Raw genomic sequence first — 22,533 nt, 5'->3', positions numbered from 1 at the left:
TGTCAAGCCGGCCTCGGGGCTGCGACCGGCCTGGCGGGCCGGTGGTCGTCGGGTCGGTGCGCGCGTGGGGGATGCTGGGTCCGTGCAGATCGCGACCCTCGGCCCACTCGCCGTCGACGGCCAGCCCGTTCGGGGTGAACGGCTCGCGGCGGTGCTCCGCGCGCTCGTCGACGCGCGGGGGCGGGCGGTCTCCGTGACCCTGCTCGTGGACGCCGTCTGGGACGGCGCGCCACCGGACGACGCGACAGGCGCCGTCCAGGCGCTCGTGTCCCGGGTACGCCGTCTCGGGCTGCCCGTGGTCGCGGTGCCGGGCGGATACCGGCTGCCCGCCGAGGAGATCACCGTCGACGCGGTCGAGGCGCGCGCGCTCGTCGATCAGGCGGGCACCGTGCTCCGGTGCGGTGATGTCCGTGCCGCCCGCGACCTGGCCGATCAGGCACGGGCCCTGTTCCCCGTGGTGCCGGAGTTTGTCAGCGCCGAGGACAGCCGCCTGTTCGCGGAGGTCGCCGCGCTGCGCGCGCAGGCGGCACTCGCCGGCGTGGGCCCCTTCGACGAGGTCGACCTGGGCCGACTCGTCGCGCGGACACCGCCGGACGAGCCGTCCGCCGCCCTGCTCGTCCGGGTGCTCGCCGCGCAGGGACGGGAGGCGGAGGCGTTGGAGGTGGTCGAGCGGCTGCGCGCCGAGCTGGCCGACCGCTACGGCACCGACCCGTCGCCCGTGATCACGAGCGTCCACCTGGCGTTGCTGCGCGGTGAACTCACCGCACCGCCCGTCGCGGCGCCGCCCCGGCAACAGGCCCGGATCACGCTGCCCGCCGCGTGGCGCCGCCCCATGGCCGGCCTCGTCGGACGGGAGCGGGACGTCAAGGCCGTCACCGACGCGCTCGCCGAGACACCCGTCGTGACGATCGTGGCGACCGGCGGGGCGGGCAAGACCCGGCTCGCCGCCGAGGTGGCCAGGCGTACGGCAGCGGGTGGGCGCGCGGTTCGCGTGATCGAACTCGCTGGTCTGCGCTCGCCCGACGAGGTGCTGCCCACTGTGCTCGCCGCGCTCGGCGGCGCGGACACCACGGCGACCGGCGGCAACCTGGGTCTGGAACGGCGGGTCCTGAGCCCCGAGGAGCGGCTGCGCGCCGTGGCGCCGGACCTCGACGGGTTGGTGGTGCTGGACAACTGCGAGCACGTGCTCGACGCGGTGGCCGTCGTCGTCGCGGACCTGGTCGCGGCTGCCTCGCCGGAGGTCGCGGTGCTCGCGACGAGCCGCGCCCCACTGGGCCTGGTCGGCGAGTTGGTGCACCGGCTGACCGCGTTGCCGGACGCCGACGCGCTCGCGCTGGTCGAGTCCCGGGCGCGGGCCGGCGGCGCCGTACCGACCTGGGACACCGAGCGGGCGCTCGCCCTGTGCCACCGGCTCGACAACCTGCCGTTGGCCCTCGAACTGGCCGCCGCGCGACTGCGGCACATGCCGATCGACGACGTGCTGGCCGGGCTGACCGACCGGTTCGCGCTGCTCGACGACGCCCTGCGCGGCCTGCCTGAGCGGCACGCGAGCCTGTGGGCGCTTGTCGACTGGAGCAGGGAACTGCTCGCCGAGGCCGACCGCGACCTGCTCCAGCGGGTCGCGGTCATTCCCGCGCCGTTCACAGCGGACCTCGCCGCCGCCGTCGCGCAGGCCCCGGACGTGCGTCGCGGCCTGGCGACCCTCGTCGAACAGTCCCTGTTGACGCTGGTCGAGGGGGACGGTCCGCCGCGCTACCGCATGCTCGAAACGGTCCGTGAGTACGGCGAGGCCCGGCTGGACGCGGCCGGTGCCCGGGATCAGGCCATGGCCGGCCTGGTCAGGTGGGCGCGGGAGCAGGCCGTGGCGCTGGCCGCCCGCTTCATCGGCCCCGGCCAGGTCGAGGCGCTGCACCGTTGCGCCGCCGAGCAGGACAACCTGGTCGCGGGCCTGCGGTGGGCAATGGCAGCGGACGACGAGCCCGCCTCCGTCGACGTCGCCACCGCGCTGTTCCACCTCTGGTCGGTGCGGGGCCTGCACCTGGAGGTCCTCGCCTGGGCGCGCGGGCTGTTGCACATCGACGACCCGCAGCGGCGGCTGCGATCGGCGATCCTGCGCGGCGCGGCCAGCGGCCGGCCACTTCCCAACGCCGACCGGCTGGCCTGGACCTGCGTGGTGATCAGCGTGAACGCCGGCGTCAGCGCGGACCTGCGGCCCGCCGTGCTCGCCCGGCGGGCGCTGCGGACGCTCCTGATCGAACGTCCCGGCGAGGTGTCGTCCCGGTTGACCGCTCTCACGTCGGCACTGCCCGGTTTCGACGCCGCCGACGTGGAGCAGAGCCTGAAGAGCGCTACCGAGATGGTCGCGCACCCGGACCCGTACGTGCAGGGGCTGGGGCTGTTCGCGCGCGCGGCGGTACGGGAGAACGGCGGCCTGCCGGAAGCGTCGATCAGCGACGCCGAGCAGGCTTACCACCGCTTCGAGGCCGCCGGCGACCACTGGGGCATGGCGATGGCGGCGGGTGCTGTCGGGCAGTTCCTGGTTCCGGGCGGGGATGCCCGGTCGGCCGAGTGGCTGACCCGCAGCGTCCGGCACATGGAGTTGGTCGGCGCCACGCAGGACGCCAGGTCGATCCGGGTACGGCTGGACGTGCAGCTCGCCCTGACCGGCGACGCGGAGGCGGAGCGGCGACTGGGTGAGACGGCCGCGCTGGGCCAGGCCGAGCAGATCGACGCCGCGCAGGCGCTACTGGGCCTGGCGCACCTCGCCTGGCAGCGTGAGCGGTACGACGAGGCACTCGCCCACGCCGACGAGGTGACGCGGGTCCTCGCCGGCTGGGTCGGGCCGCAGCCACAGCCGCGCGTGATGCTCCGGGCCACGGCGGCCATCATCTACCTGCGGGTGGCCCAGGTTGGGCGGGTGTCGGGCACCGACGCCACCATCCAGGCGGCCGCGATGCTGTCGCTCGCCCGCGAGGACGCGCTGACCTCACGGGACCTGCCGGTGATCGGGGCGTGGGCGTCGGGCGGCGCGGAGTTCGCGGCGTACCGGGGTGACGTCGACGCCGCCCGCGAACTGGCCGTACTCGCGAAGCGGATCGGCACCCAGATCGAGATGTTCTTCCCCTTCGAAAACGGCGAACGGCTCAACGCCATCCTCGGGAACGAGGAGCAGCGTGAGCCGTTGCTTGCCGCGTGGCGCGAGCGGCCACCCGCCGCGGCCGTCAGCCGGATCCGCGAGCTGATGGACGACCTGCTCGCGTAGGTCAGATCTTCTTGCGGTACGCCCGCAGCGCCAGCGGCATGAACACCGCGACGAAGCCGGCGCACCAGGCGAGCGTCCACCACACGTGGTTGCCCAGCGGGGTGCCGAGGAACAGCCCGCGCACCGACGCCACCAGGTGGGTCATCGGGTTGACGTCCACGAACGCCTGCATCCAGCCCGGCAGGGTGTCGGCGCCGACGAACACATTGGACGCGAAGCTCAGCGGCATGATCAACGCGAACATCACACCCTGCACGGCACCCGCGGTCCGCACCTTCATCGACACCAGCACCGGCAGCCAGCTCAGGCAGAGCGCGAACAGCACAGCGAGCAGACACCCGGCGATCGCCCGGAACGGGTCGGTGTCGATCCGGAAACCCATCACGTAGCCGATCGCGAGGGTCGACACGGTGACGATGACGTACCGGACGACATCGCCGAGGACCGCGCCGACCAGAGGTGCGGAGCGGGGGATCGGCAACGACCGGAACCTGTCGAAGATGCCCTTGGCGATGTCGGTGTTGAGGTTGACGCCGATCGCGATGGCGCCGGTCGCGATCGTCTGCGCCAGGATGCCGGGCAGCAGGAACTGAAGGTAGTCGTGGGTCGATCCGGCGACGGCGCCGCCGAAGACGTACACGAAGATGATGAGGAACAGCACCGGTTGCAGGGTGACGTCGATGAGCGCTTCGGGCGTACGCCAGGTCTTGATGAGGCTGCGCTTGGCGAGCGCCAACGAGTGCCGCACCAGCCGGAACGGCCGAGGGTTCGGCGCCGTTGTCGAGAGTGCGCGGCTTCGCGTGGGCGCGGTGTCGGTCAGAGTGCTCATGCCGCGACCTCCGTGGGGCGGGTGGTGTCGTCCTCAGATGCCGTACGCCCGGTGAGGGTGAAGAACACCTCGTCGAGGCTCGGCAGGTGCAGGGAGAGTTCGGTGACCGCGATGCCGGCCGTGGCGAACCGCGCGACGCTCTCGGTCAGGGCCGCGTCGTCGGTGACCGGCACCGCGAGCACGCCCTTGCGGATCTCGTCGGCCTGCGCGCCGGAGCCGACCTGGGTCAGGATCTCCGCGGTGCGGGGCAGCTGAGCCGGATCGGACGGCCGGACCTCCAGGGTCTGACCGCCGACGACCCGCTTGAGCCCTTCGGGGGTGTCGTGCGCGATGACCCGGCCGTGGTCGATCACCGTGATCGCATCGGCGAGCGCGTCGGCCTCCTCCAGGTACTGGGTGGTCAGCAGCACCGTCGAACCGTTGTTGACAAGCGTTCGGACGACGTCCCACATGTCCTCGCGCTTGGCCGGGTCGAGCCCGGTCGTCGGCTCGTCCAGGAAGATCACGTCGGGGGAGCCGACCAGGCTGGCGGCCAGGTCCAGCCGTCGCCGCATGCCACCGGAGTAGGTCTTGGCCTGACGGTTCGCGGCATCGGACAGGTCGAACCAGTCGAGCAGTTCGGCGGCCCGTCGCCGGGCGCCGGCACGCCCCAGCTCCAGCAGGGTGCCGAACAGCTCCAGGTTCTGCCGCCCGGTCAGGTCCTCGTCGACCGAGGCGTACTGGCCGGTGAGGCCGATACTCTGCCGAACGCGTTCGGCGTCCCGTACCACGTCGAAACCGCTGATTCGGGCGGTCCCGCCGTCCGGGGTGAGCAGTGTGGAAAGGATGCGCACGGCGGTGGTCTTGCCGGCGCCGTTGGGCCCGAGTACCCCGAGCACCGTCCCACGGGGCACGGCGAGGTCCACGCCCTGTAGCGCCCTCGTCTTCCCAAACGTCTTCACGAGGCCCTCGGCCTCGATCACCAGGTCAGCTGTCATGCGCCCAGTCTGCGCGGGCCCGCTGACACCGCCCCGACACGCCACCGACACGGGCTGACACGGGCGAACGTCGGTGCCGAGAGCGCCCCGTCCGCGCCGATCTTGCAGTTTCGGTTGCCGAAACGTGCGAAATGCACCCTTTGCTGGGACAGTAAGTGCAAGATCGCGGGGCTGGGCGAGGCACCACGGACATGGGCCGGCCGGGCTCCCTCGCGGGGAGCCCGGCCGGTGCGGTCGACGCCGTCGTAGAGCTGTCCGGAGCGCAGCGGGGGGAGGGGCTGCGGCGGGAGAGGTACGGACGGCGTGACCGCGCTCCGCGCGGTGGTCCACCTGCTCAGCTCGGTCGGCGGCCCCGCGTGGAGACGAAGTGGTACGACATGACGGCGAACCCCGGGTCACGGAGCAGCCGCCGGAAGGCGTGCAGTTGCTGGGGCGACAGCCCGGCCGCCAGCAGGTCCGGTTCCAACTGGCGGGAGTTGGTCTCGTAGAGCGACGTTCCGGTCGACCCGCCGGCCCAGCTCTGCGAGTGGGTGATGGTGTCCAGGTCGGTCAGACCGGCGAGGGCCATCTCGGTGTGTACGTCCTGCGCCCATCCCAGGTCGGCGCCGTGGTCCTCCAGGACACCCATCATGGCGTCCATCACCTGCGCGAAGAGCTTCGCGGCGTCGTCGGTTGGGGCGGTCAGCACCCGCTGCGGCGCGGTGCAGTCGAACTCCTCGACCACCAGCCACCCGCCGGGTGCCAGCGCGCCGCTGAGCGTGCGCAGGACCCGTCGTCGATCGGGGAGGTGCAGCAGCACCAGCCGGGCGTGGATCAGGTCGAACGCGTCCCCCGGTGGCGGTTCGGTGCGCACGTCGTGCTGGCGTACGTGCAGGTTGGCCTCGGCCACCAGGTGGGTGGGGTCGATGTCGGTGGCCAGCACGTGCCCGTCGTCGCCGACCGCGCGGGCCATCCGCCGGGCCATCGAGCCGCCACCGGCCCCGACCTCCCAGCAGGTCGCACCCGGTTCCAGCACCGGGCGGGCCAGCCGACGCGTCGTGATCGGATCCAGGAAGGACTCCAGCGCGTGCATCTGGGGAACGGCGTCCGGTGCGCCGTTGTCGAACGTGTACCTGTCATCGCTCGTAGCGGTTGTCATCGGTGTCTACCTCTCCGTAAAGGGTCGGGTGACTCGAGAATGTTCGGGTGACTACGGGGTGTCGGCCCAGAGCCGAGGGGTCGATCGGTTGGCCGGGGGCGGCGCAACGGCGGCGACGCTCAACATCGCCGCCAGTGGGGCCGGGTCGCGGCGGGCCTCCGCGGTCGGCCGGTCGTAGACCACCCGGCCGTACTCCAGCACCGCCACCCGGTCCGCGAGCTCGATGGCGTGCTGGAGTTGCTGCTCCACGAGCAGCACGGTGAGGCCGTCGGCGGCGAGACGGTTGACGAGTTCGCGGACCCGCGCCGCCAGATCGGGCGAGAGCCCCTCGCATGGTTCGTCGAGCAGCAGCACCCGGGGTTGGCCGAGCAGCGCACGGGCTATCGCCAGCATCTGCTGCTCGCCCCCGGAGAGTTCGCAGCCGCGGTGTCGCAGCCGTACCGCCAGCCTCGGCAGCAGTTCCAGGGTCCGGGCGACCGTCCAGCCCTCGCCGCCGGAGGTGCGGGCCCGCCACGGCGCGGCCGCCAGGTGCAGGTGCTCGGCGACTGTCAACCGGGAGAAGACCCGGCGGCCCTGCGGGACGAGACCGACGCCGGACTGGGCGATGCGATGTGGTTGCCGTCCGGCGACGTGCACGCCGCCGATCTCGACGCGACCGCTGGCCGCCCGCACCAGCCCGGCGATGGTGTGCACGAGCGTGCTCTTGCCCGCCCCGTTGCGGCCCACCACGGCCTGGATGCTGCCCGGGCGCACCCGCAGGCTGACCTCGTGCAGGACGATTCCCCCGCCGTAGCCGGCGCAGAGGCGATCCACTGTGAGCATCAGGCCACCCCGTCGGCGTAGGCCTGCCGCACCAGCGGCGAGGTGCGGATCTCGTCCGGTGTGCCGGCGGCCAACGTCTGACCGTCGCGCAGCACCGTGACCGTGTCGGAGAGGGCGTACACCAGGTCCAGTCGGTGTTCGACAAGCAACACGGCGACCGCCCTGGGCAGCGCCTGGAGCAACTCGACCAGCCGGCCGACCTCGATGGCGGACAGCCCGGCCGCCGGTTCGTCGAGGAGCAGCAGGCGGGGGCGACCGGCCAGGGCCATCGCGATCTCCAACTGGCGTCGTTGCCCGTGCGCGAGGTGCCCGGCGGGCACCGCTGCGACGGCGCTGAGCCCCATCTGGTCCAGCAACGGGTCGGCCAGTTGCCGTGCGGCGCGGCGGCGTCCGCCCGGCCACCACCGGTGGCCCGGGATGACCCGTGGCAGTGCGGCCACCACGACGTTCTCCGTCGCGGTGAGCGTCGGAAAGACAGCGGGTCGTTGGTGGATGCGGTTGATGCCCCGCCGGGCCCGGGCTGCCGGGCCGAGCCGACCGACGTCCCGTCCGTCGAACCGCACGGTGCCGCGTTGCGGCCTGGTGGACCCGCCGAGCACGTTGAGCAGTGTCGTCTTGCCGGCCCCGTTCGGGCCGATCAGCGCGTGCCGTTGGCCGTCGTGGATGCGCAGGTCCACGCCGTCGAGTGCGGCGAGCGAGCCGTAGCGCACGGTGATCTCCTGGGCTTCCAGCAGGCCGGTCATCGGTGCAACTCCGCGACGGTGGCCTGATCATGGGCGGCTGGCCGGTCCGGCTGTCGTGCCGGGACGCCGGGCAGGCGCAGCCGACCCCGGGCCCGGTTGACGCCGGTCGGCAACAGGTAGACAGTCGCCACGAACAGCGCGCCCAGCACCAGCGGCGCGTGGCCGGGCAGCACCCCGAACAGCCAGTCCCGGACGGCGATGACCAACGCCGCACCCACCAGGGCGCCACCCACCGAGGCGGTGCCACCGATGACGACACCGAGCAGCAGCAGCGCGGACGTGTCGAAGCCGAAATCGGCGGGGGAGATGTACTGCTGGGCGACGACCAGCAGCGAGCCGGCGGCACCGGCGATCGCCCCGGCCGCGATGTGCGCGCCGGACAGGTGCACCGCCACCCGGTGACCGCTGGCCCGCAACCGCGTCTCGTCGTCGCGGCCGGCACGCAGCACCAACCCGGCCCGGGTACGCAGCAGCACCAGCACCGCGCCGACCAGCGTGGCCACGACGACCAGGGCGTACAGGTAACGGGCCTGATCGTTGGCCAGCGCCGGGAGCCCCCAGAACGGGCGGACCGCGGGGATGCCGGCCAGCCCGTCCGTGCCACCGGTCACCGACCGCCACCGCCCGAGGACGATGACGACGAGTTCACCGATCGCCAGGGTGATCATCAGGACGATCACCCCTCGGGCGTGCACGACGAGCGGCACGGTGAGCGCGGCCAGCAACGCCCCGGCGGCCGCCGCGACGACGAGCTGCACGACGCCGACGTCGGAGACTCGGCTGCCGACCACGGCGCAGGCGTAGGCGCCGGCCGCGTACGGCGCCGTCTGACCGAGGGTGGGCATGCCGGCGACGCCGGTGAGCAGGGCCACGCTCACCCCGACCAGGGCCAGCGCCAGCGTCCGGGCGAGGATCGACGTGGTGTAGTCGTCGACCACCCAGGGCGCCACGACCAGACCGACCAGGACGAGCGCCGCGATGCCGCCCCGAACGCGGCGGATCACCTCACCCCTCATGCCGCCCTCCACCTGCCGGCCAGGCCACGCGCCCGCACGGCCAGCACGGCCGCCATCGCGGCGAACAGCAGAAACGGCGCGGCGGACGGCAGCAACGCCACTCCCAGCGTCTGGATCTCGCCGATCGCGAGCGCGGCCAGCAGGGTGCCCGCCATCGACCCGAGACCACCGAGGACGACCACCACCAGGGACAGCAGCAGCACCGTGTCGGCGGTGCCCGTGCCGGGGCCGATGATGGGCGCGCCCAGGACACCGGCCGCGCCCGCCAGCGCGCCGGCGGCGGCGAGCACACCAGCCCGGATCCGTGCCGGACTCACACCCAGACAGGCGACCATCTCCGGGTCGTCGACGGCCGCCCGGACCAGCATCCCGGCCCTGGTGCGTCGCACCACCAGGTAGAGGGCGGCGGCGAGCACCGCCGCGACGACGATGAAGACCAACCGGTACGCGGCGTAGCGGTGACCGGCGACCATCACCGACCCCTCCAGGGCTGCGGGCACCTGGACCTGCGGGTTGTCGGGCCCGAAGCCGGCGACGAGCAGGCTGCCGCCGGCCAGCGCCACCCCGAACGTCAGCAGCGCCTGACTCAGGTGATTGCCGGTGGCGACCGGTGTGAGCAGGCCGGCCAGGAGCACCCCCGCCGCGGCGGCGGCCAGCACACCGACGGCGAGGGCCAGCGCCAGGCTCGCCCAGCCGCCGTCGAGCACCGCCGCGGCGGTGTACCCGCCGATCGCGTAGAGCAGGCCGTGCGCCAGGTTGAGGATGTTGGCGACGCCGAAACAGAAGACCAGGCCCGACGCGGCGACGAACACGAGCAGCCCGTAGGCGACCCCGTCCAACGCCGGGATCAGGTACGGGTCGATCCGGTTCGTGCCGGCCGCCACCGCTATCACCGGCCGACGGTCGCGAGGTCGCCCACGACGGTGTTGGACAGCGCCCGGCCGTCCTGGCGGACCTGCCGCAGATACCACTTCTGCACGGGGGAGTGCGTGGTGGTGGAGAACTGCCAGGTGCCGCGCGGGCTGGCGATCTGGCCGAGTTGGCCGATGGCCGTGTTGATGGCCTCGGGGGTCGGGTCGCTGCCGGCGGCGCCGATCGCCCGGTCGAGCACCGCCGCCGCGTCGTACGAGGCCAGCGCGTAGGTCGTCGGCGAACCGTCGTGCTTCGCCTTCCACGCGGCCACGAAGGCGCGGTTCTCGGCGTTGTCGAGGTCGGGCGAGTAGTTGAGCACCGAGTAGATGTCCCGGGCGGCCTCGCCCTGAGCGTTGAGCACGCCGCCTTCGGTGAGGAACCCGGCCGCGTACAACGGGATGTCCTTGATCTCCGACTGCGCGTACTGCTTCACGAAGTCGACGGCGGCGCTGCCGGCGTAGAAGGTGTAGACGGCCGCCGCGCCGGAGGCCTTGATGCGGGCGAAGTACGGGAGGAAGTTGGTGGTGGCCGGGAACGGCGTGAAGGTCGTCTTGCCGTCGGCGTTCGCGAGCTTCCCGCCGATCTTGCCGAACGCGTCGGTGAAGCCGCGCAGCTCGTCCCAACCGCCCTGGTAGTCCGGGCCGATCGCGTACACGGAGCCCTTCACGTTGTCGCGGACGTGCTGGGCGATCGCCGCCCCGGGCTCGTCGGAGAGGTACGAGGTGTGCCAGACCCGGGAGACATCCTTGAGCTCCGGCCGACCGTTGGAGCCGACCAGTGGCACCTTGGTCTCGTTGAGCACGGGGGTGACTCCGGCGACCGAGCCGCCACCGACGATGCCGGTCAGCGCGGACACCCGGTCCTGCTTGAGCAGCTTGGTCGCCGCCGGAACAGCGGTCTGGGCGCCGTTGCCCTCGTCCGCGACGATGAGGTCGACCTGCCGGCCGCCCAACTTGCCGTCGTGGGTGTCCAGGTAGAGCTGGAAGCCGTCGCGGATCTCCGTACCGACCGCCTGGTACGTCCCGGACAGCGACGCGAGCAGGCCGATCTTTATCGAGCCGCCGGCGCTCGTGCCCGGAGCGTCGTCGCCGCAGGCCGTGCTGGTGGTCAGCACGGCGGCGAGCAGCGCGGCGGTGAGGGCACGGCTGCGCCAAGGCGTGGTGAGAGGCATGTCTAACTCCAGAGGAAGGGGAAGGGGTCTCCGGCGTGGGGGCGCCGGGGTGGTCAGCGGCTGCGGGCGAGCGCCGCTCGGGCAGCGGGGGTCAGCGCGTCCCCGATGCGGTTGGCCAGCTCGGTCATCTCGTAGGAGACCTTGCCCACGTCGCACTCGGGCGCGGCGAGCACCAGCAGCGAGGCGCCGTCGTTGAAGGCCATGGAGAACATGAACCCACCCTCGAGCTGGGTGACGTTGGAGATCACCGCGCCGGCGTCGAAGAAGGCCGCCGCCCCCCGCAGCAGGCTGACCAGCCCGCTACCCGTGGCGGCCAACTGGTCGGCCCGATCCGGTGGCAGGTCGCGGGTGGCGGCCACCATCAGGCCGTCGCTGGAAATGGCGATCGCGTGGCTGACCTCGGTCGCGCGCGCCGCGAAGTTGTCCAGCAGCCAGCCGAGATCCTGTTGGTCGGTCACGTGCTCTCCTGTCGCGTCATTTGTTACCGAGGTTGATCGGGGTGCGCCGTCGGTTCGCCACGCCGCGCGCGTACGCGGCCATCGCCGTGGCCACCTGCGCCGGGTCGCGGTACTCGGACCGTTGCTGCTGTTGCGGCACCGTCACACCGCCGGGCACGAGGTGCCGTTGCGGCTGTCGTTTGGGCAGGCCGGAATTGGTGGTCGTGGCGACCTCGGGGGTGTGCGCCTGGGCGGCCGTACGCCAGGCGTCGTCGGCGGGGCTGGACCACTGCTGGCCGTTCTGGCCGTTCTGGCCGTCGACGACATCGCTCTGGAACCAGTGGTTGACCTGTTCGAAGATGAGCAACTCCTCGGTGGGCGCGTCACCCCGATCCGGGGACGGGGGAGCCGGTCGGAAGACCGGCGCGGCCGGCAGGGTCCGTTCGGTCGGCTGGCGTCCGGCGGTGGGTTCGGGGCGCGGCTGGTACGGCGGCGGAGGGCTGGGCGTCCGCGCCGCCCGCCGCGACAGCCGGCCGGGTGCGAGCAGGTACTCCTCCGGCGGCAGCGACCGGATGATCGCCGCGGGCAGTGTCGCCTCGGCGAGGATGCCGCGTCGGGGGCCGCGCCGTAGTTGGACGGTGGCGCCCAGCCGGGCCGCGAGCTGGCCCACGACGACCAGCCCCATCGCCCGTACGGCGGCCACGTCGATCGCCGGCGGACGGGCCAGCAGCTCGTTGAGTTGCTGCATCCTCTGCGTGGACAGCCCCACACCCTCGTCGCTGATCTGGACGATGACGCGGTCTCCCAGGCTCCGGCCGCTCACCCAGGTCTCGCTGCCCGGCGGCGAGTACGTCGTGGCGTTGTCCATGAGTTCGGCGAGCAGGTGCACGACCTCGTCGACGGTCTTGGCGGCCACCGCGACGTCCCCGTCGATCATGCCGAGCCGGACCCGTGCGTAGTGCTCGATCTGGGACAGCGCCGCCTGGAGCACCTGTTGCAGCGGAACGTCGCGCTGGCGTACGCGACCCACGCCGACACCGCCGAGCACCAGCAGGCTGGCGTTGATCCGGCCCATCCGGGTGGCCAGGTTGTCCAGTGTGTACAACTGGTCGAGCCGGTCGGGGTCGGTTTCGTCCCGCTCGACCAGGTCGACCTGGGCCAGGACGGCGTCGACCAGTCGCTGTTCCCGGCGGCTGAGGTGGATGAAGATGTCGGCGGTGTTGGCGCGCATGACGGCCTGTTCGGCGGCGGTCCGCACGGCGGCCTGGTGCACGGCGCTGAACGCCTGACCCAGCTCGCCGATCTCGTCGTCGCTGGACGGTTCGAGGGCGGCACTGGACTGCTGGTGGGCCAGTTTCTGTGGGTCGACGGCGGCGCTGCCGGGCTGTTGGAGCTGGGCCACCACGGCGGGGAGTTGTTCGAAGGCAACGGCGTTGGCAGCGTCGCGCAGCCGGCGCAGCCGTCGGGTGATCTGCCGTGCGACGGCCCAGGTCACCAACGCGGTCAGGATCAGGGCCAGGAGGACGCTGGCCGCCTCGGCCACGGCCCGGCGGCGCTGGTCGGCGTGGGCGGCCCGAACGTCGTCGCGGACCGCGTCGTCGACCCGGGCGCGCAGGTCGGCCAGCCGGGCGGCGCGCGTCTGGGTGGTGGACACCCAGGCGTCGGTCTCCAGTTTCAGCCGCGACCCCGGCTGGGCCCGGGACACCTCGTCCTGCATCCGTTGCAGGGCCAGCGCCTCCTTGCCGGTGCCGGCCTGCTCCCACCAGATGCTCCACTCGGGTGGGGCCAGGGCCAGGAACGACAGGCTCGACTCGGTGTAGCTGGTGCGGGCCGCGGTGATGTCCTGCTGCATGGCCGGGGTCAGTTCCCCGCCCGCGACGGCACGCAGCACGGCCACCTGTTGCTGACCAATGGCCTCGGCCGTCTTCGACAGCGCAGCCGAGGCCCGGATCCCGTCGGCGAGTGGGGCGTCCACCACGCCGTGTGAGACGTTCTCCCGGAGGTTGATGAGGTCGGCGATCGCGATGCGGTAGCTGAAGGTCATCGCCGACACCGACGCGTGCGTGGCGGTGCGCACCTGGGTACGCAGCGGGGCGAGGCCGTCCAGAGCAGCATCGATGCGCCGCAGGAGAGCGGAGCTGGTGCCGTTGTCGGTGGACAGTCGGTCACGCTGTCCGCGGTAGCGGGCGACGGCGGAATCGGTGGCGGCCATCTCCACGCCGAAGGCGTCCTGCTGCTCCGGCCGGGCGTAGGTGAGCAGGTCGGCGGCGGCGATGCGCTCGCGTTGCAGGCGGTAGGCCAGGTCGCCGGCCTCGGCACCGACCTGCGCCAGGATCTGCAGGTCGCCGGCGCGGGCCGTCTGGCGTGCGCTCTCGGTCAGTGCGAGACCGGCGAAGCCGATCACTGCGACGAGCGGGGCCGCGACGATGAGGCGCATCCGGCCGGCGATCTTCCAACCGCGTCGGCGGGTCGGGTAGGGTCTGGCCGCGTGGGACCGGGTGCTCGACGCCAAGATTGACTCCCACGACTCGTCGATGACGGTCTATCCGCACATTGCCGAATGCAAGTCCCATTCGGCCGGAAGCCGCGCTCGTAGACCAGACCTGGCCGTGGTACAAACTGCCGGTACCAGCATCTGTACCCAACGTCAGCGACCGGTGACGCCGCGAGGTCGGGTCGGATCCGTCAGGTCAGCGCTGGTTGTCGAGGGGTTCGGCCGACGGGTGCCGCCGCTCCGGTTCATCCGGTTCGGGTTGGCCGTTGAGCACCTGGCCGATCAGCTCACGCAGCTCGTCGATCGCGTCCACCACGGCACCCGGGTCGCGCGCGTCACGCCGTCCACGCTGACGCGGCACCTGCCGATCCAGTCGAGGCGGCTCTGGCGCGCGAGGGCCTCGGCGACCGTCTGCCGCCAATTGCTCGGCCGCGACCTGCGGCCACAGTGCGGCCAGCCGGCCGCCGGTGTCGAGCACGTCATCGCAGCGCAGCGCGAACTCGTGGCTGCCGAACCGGCGACCTGACTCGACTGCCGCGACCGTCTCCCGGCTGAACCGCACCAGGTCCGCCAGGGCTCGTTGGGTCAGGCCCTGTTGGACGCGGGAGTCGCGTAACTCCCGTCGGAACCGCTGACTGGCCGCAGAGTGAGCCGAGCTCGACGGGGACGTGTGCTCCATGCGCTCACCTTCGTGGAACGGGCATTCAGCGGCGGACGCCAGATCGAGATTGGCCGATGAGTCGAACATTCGCAGAGGGCAATTCTTAACCCAGGAAGCGATGGGTGTGAAGACGTTCACCGGTATGGATCGTCGGGAAAAGCGGGAAAGGTGCACGCCGGACCCGGTGCCGGCACCGACGTGCCCGGGTGGAACGGGTCGACGCCGGCCCACCCCACCCTCGGCCCGCCCGCAGGTCAGCACCGCTGGCGCCAGTGCCCGCTCAGGCGGCGTGCACTTCGGCCGTCGCGCCCTCCCGTCCCGCCGGCACGTCCGTGGGCGCCGGAACATCGATTATCGCGAGCAGCGTGCGGTGCGCGCGAAACGCGACATTGGGTTTGTACGAGCGATGTTGCTCCGGTGACAATCTCAGCCCGGGAATGGATTCGGCGAGCCGGCTGAGGGCGATTCCGGCTTCCAGTCGCGCCAATCCCGCACCGATGCAGAAATGTGGACCGTGGCCGAACGACAGGTGATTGCCCACATCGGCCCGGTGTGGGTCGAACCGGTCCGGGTCATGGAACGCCGCCGGGTCCCGGTTCGCCGCTCCGATCAACAGCAGGCACCGTGCGCCGGCGGGGATCGTCACGGCACCCACCGTGACATCCCGGGTGGTCACCCGCAGCCAGCCGTCGATGGCGGGCGCGAACCGGAGCGTCTCGCCCACGAAGGCGGGGACGAGCCCCGGGTCCACGGTGATCGCCGACCAGCGCTGGGGAGCCGACAGGGCCTGGTCGAGGGCGTGCGCGAGCAAACCGGCGGTGGTCTCGTGGCCCGCGACCAGGAGATTGAAGGCGAGGCTCGCCACCTCGGGCACCGTCAGCACGCTGTCGTCGTCGTCCCGGTAGTCCAGGGCACGGCTGATGAAGTCCTCGCCCCGGTGTCCACTGTCCACCCGCTGGCGGACCAGGTCCTCGCAGTAGTGCCAGAACTCCAGCAGGCCCTGGGCCAGGCGTACCTGCTCGGCCGGGTCCGGCTGCCCCCAGATGAGGGCTATCTGCCCGTCCGCCCAACTCCGGATCCGCCCGATGTCGGCGTCGGGCACCCCGAGGATGTCCAGGACCACCAGCAGGGGAAGCTCGGTCGCGAACTCCGGGATCAGATCGACCTGATCGCCCTGGCGGGCGGCGAGACGGGACACCAGTTGGTCGACCCGGCGTCGGATGATCGCCCCGTACTCGGCCTCGACCCGCTCGGCGGTGTTCGCGAAGGTCGCCCGTAGGGCCCGCCGGGTGCGCGGGTGCGCCGGTGGGTCCGCGGCGGCCGTCGTGGGTGGCGCGTCGATCTGCATGATGACGTTCAGTGCCGGTGGGCACACCTCGTAGACCGGGGCGAGGGTGAGGGCGTTGGCGAATGTCGTGGCGTCGGCGAGGGCCCGCCGGACGTCCGCGTGCCGGCTGATCAACCACAGGCCCAGATCCTCGGCGTAGTGCACCCCGTCAGGATCGTCGAGAATGCGCCGCCACATGCTCGCCGGATCGGTGAGATAGACCCCGATGAACGGATTCAACCGCATGGAAAGCCTCCTGATGCACGCGGCGCGAAACCGGCAGCGCCCCCATTTGGCGATCCACTTCAGCCGGGCCGATAATGGCGTGCATCTGCCTCTGGCTCTTTACGGTGCGCTGGCCGGCCGTACAAGTCAAGATTGGTTCTTGTCTATTTATTGGTCGGCGTAATTGCGTGTTGCAACAGCCGAGTGAACCTGGCCAGATGCAAGTTGCGGCGCGGTCCTTGCCGTGAAGTCGACCCAGCCGGACGGTGCGATCAACTCGCCGCTTTCGCTCATGACCGGGGAAACGACGTCCGAGACGACGAGTGACGCCGGGGTCCGGTCACCGACCGCGACGGAAGACGTCGGCGCTGGCGGAAGGGCCGAGCCCCGGGCGGGCGGAGCCGGCCCCGCCGCATCGCCCGCGCGTCGCGGGGTTTCCGGACCATGCCGGAACCCCCGCGCGTCTTCTTCGTGGAGCGGCTCGGTCAGCGCGCAGCGGTCAGGGTGCCCACGGTGCGGCGATGTTCCAGGTGCTGTCGGCGGTCCACGACGTCGGCGTGTTGTACGCGTCGCCGCCGGCGCCGTTGCTGAGCCAGACCTCGGCGTTGTAATGCCGCAGGTACCTACCTCGGAAGTTGTACGACTCCAGCGACACGCCGGTGCCGGTCAGTCCGGTGCGGGCGCACCAGGTGGCGTCGGCGCGCAGCAGCGCGGAGCCGTCGTCCGGCGAGTTGCGGACCCGGGAGTTCTGGTGGCGCAGGTACTGCCCGGGAAAGTTGACCGACTCGAACGAGTAGCAACCGGCGCCGGCCAGACCGGGCCGGATGGTGTACGTGGCGTCGGCCTTGAGCAGGCTGGAACTCGCCGCGTCGACCACCTCCGTGTAGGCCAGGCTGTCCTGGTGGCGCAGGTAGCGGTTGGTGAAGCCGGGCGTCGTCACCTGCAACGACCGCCGGGCGTTGACCGGCAGGGCCACCGGCGCCGAGCCGCCGATGGCCTTCGAGGCGTTGATCAGGGCGGTGTTGGCGGCGCGGACCCGCGCCTGGTCCATCTTGATCACCTGCCGGTCGTACGTCAGGAAGCCGTTCAGCTCACCCTCCAGGTCGGTGATCTCGGTGTAGACCGAGGCGCTGAGCCCCTTGCCCAGCATCAGGTTCTGGCTGCCCTGCACCAGACCCACGTACCGGTCGGTGAGGGCGCTCGAACTGGTCTGCCACTCGTAGGCGAAGAAGCCGCCGCTCGGGCTGTACTCGTGGCCCGGCGTGTGCAGGCCCAGCCCGCCGAACTCACCGAGTGCCGCGATCCGGCTGCTCGACGGCGCGGGTGAGTCCGGCCCGAGGTAGACGTGCCAGTCGTCGATGTCGCCGTTGCCGGGGTTGCCGAGGGACTGGCAGCAGTTGTGGCCGCTGTGGGCGTTGACCAGACGGGTCGGGTCCTGGTTCTTGATGTTCTGTGCCACCCGCCGGGTGTCGGCGAGGGACCGCTCGCCCCACCCCTCGTTGTACGGCGTGTACGCGACGACGGCGGGCGAGCTGCGGTGCTCGTCCACGATCTCGCGCGCCTCGGTCTCGAACTGCGCCTGCTGGGCGTCGGTGGGGTCGACGTCCTGTGCGGTCAGCGACGGGATGTCCTGCCAGACCAGTAGGCCGAGCCGGTCGGCGTGGTAGAACCAGCGCTGCGGCTCGACCTTGATGTGCTTGCGCACCATGTTGAAGCCCAGGTCCTTGTGCTTCTGCAGATCGAAGGCGAGGGCGGCGTCGGTCGGCGCGGTGTAGAGCCCGTCCGGCCAGTAGCCCTGGTCGAGGGTGCCGACCTGGAACACGAACTGGCCGTTGAGCTTGGGGCGCAGCACCCCGTTGACCAGGCCGGTGGTTATCTCCCGCATGCCGAAGTAGTGAGTGGTCCGGTCCACCGTGGCGCCGGTGGTGCCGCGCACTGTCACCCGGAGGTTGTAGAGGAACGGGTCGTCGGGTGACCAGCGGCGGGCGTTGGGCACCGGCACGCTGAAGTCGGTGAAGCCGCCGGTGGCCGATCCGACCACTGTGGCGCCGTTCAACGCCTCGGCGAGGACGCTGTGCCCGCTCACGTCGCCCCGGGTGAAGACCCGGACCCGCAGTGTGTTGTTGCTCAGGTTCGGGTAGACGTCCACGCTGCTGATCGAGGCGGCGGGCACCGGCTCCATCCACACCGTCTGCCAGATGCCGGAGCTGGGGGTGTAGAAGATCCCACTGGGTGTCTTGGTCTGCTTGCCGATGGCGGGCAGGCTGCCGTTCTGCCGGGTGTCGGTGGGATCCCAGACCTTGACCACGATCTCGTTCGTCCCGGTGGTGAGCTGGGGCGTCACGTCGAAGGTGAAGGCGTCGTAGCCGCCGGTGTGCGCGCCGACCCGCACACCGTTGACCCAGACGGTGCTCTGCCAGTCGACTGCGCCGAAGTGCAGCAGGGTGCGCCGGCCCGACCAGTTCGCCGGGACGGTGACGGTGCGTCGGTAGAACAGGTAGTTGCGGTTGTCGTTGGCGGCCCGCTGGATGCCGGACAGGGCGCTCTCCACTGGGAAGGGCACGTTGACCCGCTCGGGCAGGCTGGTGCCGAACTGCGGGGCGTCGTCGGTCGTCGACTGGCGTAGCTGCCACTCGCCGTTGAGGTTGAGCCAGTCCGGCCGCGTCATCTGGGGCCGCGGGTACTCGGGCAGTGGTGTGCCGTTCAGGGCCTGGCTGGTCCACGGGGTGGCCAGGGGTGGTGTCTTGGCCGGTGCGGCGTGCGCCGACGGGGCGGGCGCGGCGAGAACGCCGGCGACCAGGGCGATGATGAGCAGTAGTGGCAGTGCGGGGCGGATGGGGACGTGACGTGTCATGCCGTCTCCGGGGGGGCGAGTCGCCGCGGGCGGTGCAGCCAGGCCCGAAGCGCGTGGATGGTGGGCATCGGGTGGTCATTGACGGGGGACGGGCGTCAGCGACGGATGTCGGTGGGATCTCCACACGCCAACGGTGACCGGCATATTGACATCCATCATCACCTGTATAACGTTATAGAGCCGCGCCGACCCTCCCGTCAATGCTTGTTCATCAATGTCCGGTCGGCCCGCCCGTCGAATTCGCGAAAGGTGGGGGATGGGCGTCAACCTGAAGGACATCGCCCAGCGCGCCGGTGTCTCCCTGGCCACGGTCTCGAATGTGGTGAATGGGTACCGGCCGGTGGGGGAGCGGACCCGACAACGGGTGCAGCAGGCGATCGACGAACTCGGCTACAGCCCCAACCTCGGCGCCCGGCATCTCCGTCGGGGCCGTACCGGCCTGATCGCCCTGGCCGTCCCGGAACTGACCAACCCGTACTTCGCCGAACTCGCCGAGATCGCCATCTCCGAGGCCGCCGCGCTCGGCTACACGCTCGTCATGGAGAACACCGCAGCGGACCGGGAGGCGGAACTGGCGCTCCTCGACGGCTCGCGACAGCGCATCATCGACGGCCTGATCCTCAGCCCGGTGCGCATCGGGCGGGAGGAGGTGCTGGCCCGCACGGCCGGCAGCCCGCTCGTGCTGATCGGCGAGGGCGTCTACGACGTGCCACACGACCACATCGCCATCGACAACGTCGCCGCCAGCCACGCGGCGATCCGGCATCTCGTGGCCATCGGCCGCCGCCGGATCGCGTTCATCGGCGCCACCCCGGGCGGTGACCGGCAGTCGGCCCACCTTCGAGTCCGGGGTTACCGGGAGGCCCTGGCGGCCGCCGGCCTGCCGTGCCGACCACGGTTGGTCGCCCCCACCGACGCGTTCGGTCGGCGCGACGGCATGCGCGCCATGTGTGACCTGCTCGCCCTCGGTGAACCGCCGGACGCGGTCTTCGGATACAACGACCTGGTCGCCATCGGCGCGCTGCGGGCGCTGGCCGAGGCCGGTCACCGGGTGCCCGAGGACGTCGCGGTGGTCGGGATCGACGACATCGAGGAGGGGCGGTTCACCGCCCCGACCCTCACCACGATCGCCCCGGACAAGAGGGAGATCGGCCGTCTCGCGGTGCGCCGCCTCGTCGCGCGCATCGAGGGCGCGGAGGTCGCGGGCCCGCTGACAGTGCAGACACCGTTCCGGCTTCTCCGCCGCGAGAGCACCGGCACACCGGACGCCTGACCACCGGTCGCCGACAAGCCCCGCGCCGCGTGATCCATACCGCCGGTGATACGACCCAGAGAGGATGACCCGCTAGATCCATAAACCTCAATATGATGACCGCTATCTCGATTGCGGTGCGCTCACGAGGCGTGCCATCCCGATGCGGAGGAATGCATGGTTCGCTGGCGTACCCTCACTGGCCTGCTGGCCACCGCGTTGGCCGCGGTGACCGCGGCCAGCCTCACCCTCACCGCGCCGGCCGCCGCGGCCGACAGCCCCGTGACGCCGAACGTCGTCGGCGGCACCCGCGCCGCCCAGGGCGAGTTCCCGTTCATGGTCCGTCTCTCAATGGGCTGCGGCGGGGCGCTGTACAGCGCACGGCTGGTGCTCACCGCGGCGCACTGCGTGGGCGGGACCGGCACCAACACCAGCATCACCGCGACGCTCGGGACGGTCGACCTCCAGTCGTCCAGCCGGATCACCGTCCGGTCCAACTACGTCTACCGTGCCCCCGGCTACAACGGCGCCGGCCGCGACTGGGCGCTGATCCGGCTGGCCAGCCCCGTCACCGGGCTGAGCACGCTGCCGATCGCCAGCACCACCGCGTACGACAGCGGCACCTTCACCGTGGCCGGTTGGGGCGCCGCGCGTGAAGGTGGCGGCCAGCAGCGGTACCTGCTCAAGGCGACGGTGCCGTTCGTCAGCGACTCCACCTGCAACGCCAACTACGGCGGGGACCTCATCCCCGCCCAGGAGATCTGCGCCGGCTACGCCAGCGGCGGCACTGACACCTGCCAGGGTGACTCGGGCGGCCCGATGTTCCGCCGCGACGCCTCCAACGCCTGGATCCAGGTCGGCATCGTCAGTTGGGGCAACGGCTGCGCCCGGCCCAACTACCCGGGTGTCTACACCCAGGTGAGCTACTTCGCCTCGTCGATCGCCTCGGCCGCGGCGAGCCTCGGCGGCTGACCGTACGACGGGACGGCCAACCAGCGCATCGGTCGCCCCGCCACCGCTCGGGCGGCCCGGACGACACGGTCCGGGTCGCCCGTTCGTGCCGTCCCGGGTGGGCGGCGAGTGGGGCACCCGACAGAAACGGCGGGCCGTCGGTGCGCCGCCGGCCGCAGCGGCGATGATGGGCCGGTGAAGATCCTGTCCATCCAGTCGTCGGTCGCCTACGGTCACGTGGGCAACTCGGCGGCGGCCTTTCCGCTGCAACGCCTCGGGCACGAGGTCTGGCCGGTCCTGACTGTGCACTTCTCCAACCACACCGGGTACGGCGCGTGGCGGGGACCCTTGCTCCCGGCGGCGGACGTGGCGGAGGTGATCGCGGGCATCGAGGACCGCGGGGTCCTCGGCAGCGCCGACGCCGTGCTCTCCGGCTACCAGGGCGACCCGGCGATGGGCGCGGTGATCCTGGACGCGGTGGCGACGGTGAAGGCGACCAACCCGGCCGCTGTGTACTGCTGCGACCCGGTGATGGGCGACGCCGGCCGGGGCATGTTCGTCCGGCCCGGAATTCCGGAGTACCTACGGGACACCGTCGTGCCCCGTGCGGACATCATCACGCCGAACCACTTCGAGCTGGACTTCCTCGCCGGTCGCACCACGAACTCGCTGGCCGAGGTGCTCGACGCGGTCGACGTGGTGCGCGCGACCGGGCCACGGCACGTCCTCGTGACCAGCGTGCTCCACGGCGACCTGCCGCCGGACTCGCTGGAGGTGGTGGCGGTCTCCGACGAGGGCGCCTGGGCGGTGACCACGCCGCTGCTGCCGATCAACCCGAACGGTGGGGGCGACGTCACCGCGGCGCTGTACCTGGCCCACCTGTGGACGACCGGCTCACCCGCGACCGCGCTGGAACGCACCATCGCTTCCGTCTACGCCGTGCTCGAGGCCACTCTCGCGGCGGGCACCCGGGAGATCCAGCTGATCGCGGCGCAGGACGTGATCGCCGACCCGCCGGCCCGGTTCACCGCCCGCCGACTGCGTTGACGACGGTCGCGGACCGGCTGCGTTGACGGCGGGCGCGGACCGGCTGCGTTGACGACGGTCGCGGTCCGCTGACCGGTGGCGGTCAGCGACCCTCGGGAACGGCCATTTCGCCGAGCAGCGACCAGTCCTCCTGCGGCACCGTGGCGTTCACGATCCGCGGCGTCTCGGCCAGGTACGGCGGCAGGGTCTCCTGGGCCGTGCGGAAATGCGCGGACTGGACGTGGGCCCCGCCGGCCTGGTCGTCGCGGAACGCCTCGACCAGCACGTACTCGGTGGGATCGTCGAGGCTGCGGGACCAGTCGAACCACAGGCAGCCCGGCTCCGCCCGGGTCGCCTCGGTGAACTCGGCGGCGATCTGCGGCCACCGGTCGGCGTGCTCGGCCAGGACCCGGAACTTGGCGGTAATGAAGATCAT

The 22,533-nt window shown here is 71.7% G+C and carries 18 protein-coding genes; 4 read left to right on the top strand and 14 right to left on the bottom strand.

Features of this window, described 5'->3' with window-relative positions:
* The first annotated feature begins 82 nt into the window (after positions 1–82).
* A complete protein-coding gene (locus OG992_RS07985) occupies positions 83–3,262 on the top strand; it encodes a BTAD domain-containing putative transcriptional regulator (protein ID WP_266302849.1) in 3,180 nt (1,059 codons plus the stop codon).
* A 1-nt stretch (position 3,263) separates the two neighbouring features.
* Here the strand turns inward: OG992_RS07985 and OG992_RS07980 are convergent, their stop codons facing one another.
* The 13 genes from OG992_RS07980 to OG992_RS07920 all read right to left on the bottom strand — a co-directional run bounded on the left by OG992_RS07980 (position 3,264) and on the right by OG992_RS07920 (position 18,868).
* Positions 3,264–4,091, bottom strand: coding sequence for an ABC transporter permease (locus OG992_RS07980; protein WP_124822795.1), 828 nt, complete (start codon positions 4,089–4,091; stop codon positions 3,264–3,266).
* Positions 4,088–5,068 carry an ATP-binding cassette domain-containing protein gene (locus tag OG992_RS07975; protein WP_266302848.1) on the bottom strand — a complete coding sequence of 327 codons (981 nt, stop codon included), beginning with the start codon at positions 5,066–5,068 and terminating at the stop codon, positions 4,088–4,090. Before OG992_RS07975 ends, OG992_RS07980 begins: the two co-directional genes overlap by 4 nt.
* A gap of 334 nt (positions 5,069–5,402) precedes the next feature.
* Positions 5,403–6,206: a methyltransferase domain-containing protein gene (locus OG992_RS07970; protein WP_266302847.1), complete on the bottom strand. Its 804-nt coding sequence runs from the start codon at positions 6,204–6,206 to the stop codon at positions 5,403–5,405.
* 51 nt (positions 6,207–6,257) lie between these two features.
* Positions 6,258–7,028 (bottom strand): ABC transporter ATP-binding protein, encoded by a 771-nt coding sequence (locus tag OG992_RS07965; protein ID WP_238684968.1) that lies wholly within the window; start codon positions 7,026–7,028, stop codon positions 6,258–6,260.
* A complete protein-coding gene (locus OG992_RS07960) occupies positions 7,028–7,771 on the bottom strand; it encodes an ABC transporter ATP-binding protein (protein WP_266302846.1) in 744 nt (247 codons plus the stop codon). The genes OG992_RS07965 and OG992_RS07960 overlap by 1 nt, the downstream gene beginning before the upstream one ends.
* Positions 7,768–8,787, bottom strand: coding sequence for a branched-chain amino acid ABC transporter permease (locus OG992_RS07955; protein ID WP_266302845.1), 1,020 nt, complete (start codon positions 8,785–8,787; stop codon positions 7,768–7,770). Before OG992_RS07955 ends, OG992_RS07960 begins: the two co-directional genes overlap by 4 nt.
* Entirely contained in the window at positions 8,784–9,680 is an 897-nt protein-coding gene (locus tag OG992_RS07950; protein ID WP_238684965.1) for a branched-chain amino acid ABC transporter permease, read from the bottom strand. The genes OG992_RS07955 and OG992_RS07950 overlap by 4 nt, the downstream gene beginning before the upstream one ends.
* Positions 9,677–10,870 carry an ABC transporter substrate-binding protein gene (locus OG992_RS07945; protein WP_238684964.1) on the bottom strand — a complete coding sequence of 398 codons (1,194 nt, stop codon included), beginning with the start codon at positions 10,868–10,870 and terminating at the stop codon, positions 9,677–9,679. Before OG992_RS07945 ends, OG992_RS07950 begins: the two co-directional genes overlap by 4 nt.
* Before the next feature lie 53 nt (positions 10,871–10,923).
* On the bottom strand, positions 10,924–11,328 hold the full coding sequence (locus OG992_RS07940; RefSeq protein ID WP_030490280.1) for a roadblock/LC7 domain-containing protein: 405 nt from the start codon (positions 11,326–11,328) through the stop codon (positions 10,924–10,926).
* 16 nt (positions 11,329–11,344) lie between these two features.
* Complete coding sequence (locus OG992_RS07935; protein ID WP_266302844.1) at positions 11,345–13,819, bottom strand: nitrate- and nitrite sensing domain-containing protein; 2,475 nt, start codon at positions 13,817–13,819, stop codon at positions 11,345–11,347.
* Positions 13,820–13,997: 178 nt separating this feature from the next.
* Complete coding sequence (locus OG992_RS07930; protein WP_266302843.1) at positions 13,998–14,480, bottom strand: helix-turn-helix transcriptional regulator; 483 nt, start codon at positions 14,478–14,480, stop codon at positions 13,998–14,000.
* 262 nt (positions 14,481–14,742) lie between these two features.
* Positions 14,743–16,035 (bottom strand): cytochrome P450, encoded by a 1,293-nt coding sequence (locus tag OG992_RS07925; RefSeq protein ID WP_266302842.1) that lies wholly within the window; start codon positions 16,033–16,035, stop codon positions 14,743–14,745.
* A gap of 478 nt (positions 16,036–16,513) precedes the next feature.
* Complete coding sequence (locus OG992_RS07920; protein ID WP_266302841.1) at positions 16,514–18,868, bottom strand: AbfB domain-containing protein; 2,355 nt, start codon at positions 18,866–18,868, stop codon at positions 16,514–16,516.
* A gap of 256 nt (positions 18,869–19,124) precedes the next feature.
* On the opposite strand from OG992_RS07920, the gene OG992_RS07915 reads away from it, so the two are divergent.
* The 3 genes from OG992_RS07915 (at position 19,125) to pdxY (ending at position 22,118) form a co-directional block, all read left to right on the top strand.
* Positions 19,125–20,141 carry a LacI family DNA-binding transcriptional regulator gene (locus OG992_RS07915; protein WP_238684959.1) on the top strand — a complete coding sequence of 339 codons (1,017 nt, stop codon included), beginning with the start codon at positions 19,125–19,127 and terminating at the stop codon, positions 20,139–20,141.
* A gap of 156 nt (positions 20,142–20,297) precedes the next feature.
* Positions 20,298–21,092, top strand: coding sequence for a trypsin-like serine protease (locus OG992_RS07910; protein ID WP_238684958.1), 795 nt, complete (start codon positions 20,298–20,300; stop codon positions 21,090–21,092).
* Positions 21,093–21,266: 174 nt separating this feature from the next.
* Entirely contained in the window at positions 21,267–22,118 is an 852-nt protein-coding gene (pdxY, locus tag OG992_RS07905; protein WP_266302840.1) for a pyridoxal kinase PdxY, read from the top strand.
* 82 nt (positions 22,119–22,200) lie between these two features.
* Here the strand turns inward: pdxY and OG992_RS07900 are convergent, their stop codons facing one another.
* Complete coding sequence (locus OG992_RS07900; RefSeq protein WP_238684956.1) at positions 22,201–22,533, bottom strand: putative quinol monooxygenase; 333 nt, start codon at positions 22,531–22,533, stop codon at positions 22,201–22,203.

The organism is Micromonospora sp. NBC_00362 (assembly GCF_026342155.1).
Taxonomy (GTDB): domain Bacteria; phylum Actinomycetota; class Actinomycetes; order Mycobacteriales; family Micromonosporaceae; genus Micromonospora; species Micromonospora hortensis.
The sequence above is the reverse complement of the archived record's forward strand: the minus strand, read 5'-3'. Positions and strand labels throughout refer to the sequence as shown.

Coding starts and splice junctions, on each gene's coding strand:
- OG992_RS07930 (WP_266302843.1), bottom strand. CDS start 14,480: ATGGAGCACACGTCCCCGTCGAGCTCGGCTCACTCTGCGGCCAGTCAG.
- OG992_RS07920 (WP_266302841.1), bottom strand. CDS start 18,868: ATGACACGTCACGTCCCCATCCGCCCCGCACTGCCACTACTGCTCATC.
- OG992_RS07965 (WP_238684968.1), bottom strand. CDS start 7,028: ATGCTCACAGTGGATCGCCTCTGCGCCGGCTACGGCGGGGGAATCGTC.
- OG992_RS07955 (WP_266302845.1), bottom strand. CDS start 8,787: ATGAGGGGTGAGGTGATCCGCCGCGTTCGGGGCGGCATCGCGGCGCTC.
- OG992_RS07900 (WP_238684956.1), bottom strand. CDS start 22,533: ATGATCTTCATTACCGCCAAGTTCCGGGTCCTGGCCGAGCACGCCGAC.
- OG992_RS07975 (WP_266302848.1), bottom strand. CDS start 5,068: ATGACAGCTGACCTGGTGATCGAGGCCGAGGGCCTCGTGAAGACGTTT.
- OG992_RS07915 (WP_238684959.1), top strand. CDS start 19,125: ATGGGCGTCAACCTGAAGGACATCGCCCAGCGCGCCGGTGTCTCCCTG.
- OG992_RS07970 (WP_266302847.1), bottom strand. CDS start 6,206: ATGACAACCGCTACGAGCGATGACAGGTACACGTTCGACAACGGCGCA.
- OG992_RS07980 (WP_124822795.1), bottom strand. CDS start 4,091: ATGAGCACTCTGACCGACACCGCGCCCACGCGAAGCCGCGCACTCTCG.
- OG992_RS07925 (WP_266302842.1), bottom strand. CDS start 16,035: ATGCGGTTGAATCCGTTCATCGGGGTCTATCTCACCGATCCGGCGAGC.
- OG992_RS07945 (WP_238684964.1), bottom strand. CDS start 10,870: ATGCCTCTCACCACGCCTTGGCGCAGCCGTGCCCTCACCGCCGCGCTG.
- OG992_RS07910 (WP_238684958.1), top strand. CDS start 20,298: ATGGTTCGCTGGCGTACCCTCACTGGCCTGCTGGCCACCGCGTTGGCC.
- OG992_RS07960 (WP_266302846.1), bottom strand. CDS start 7,771: ATGACCGGCCTGCTGGAAGCCCAGGAGATCACCGTGCGCTACGGCTCG.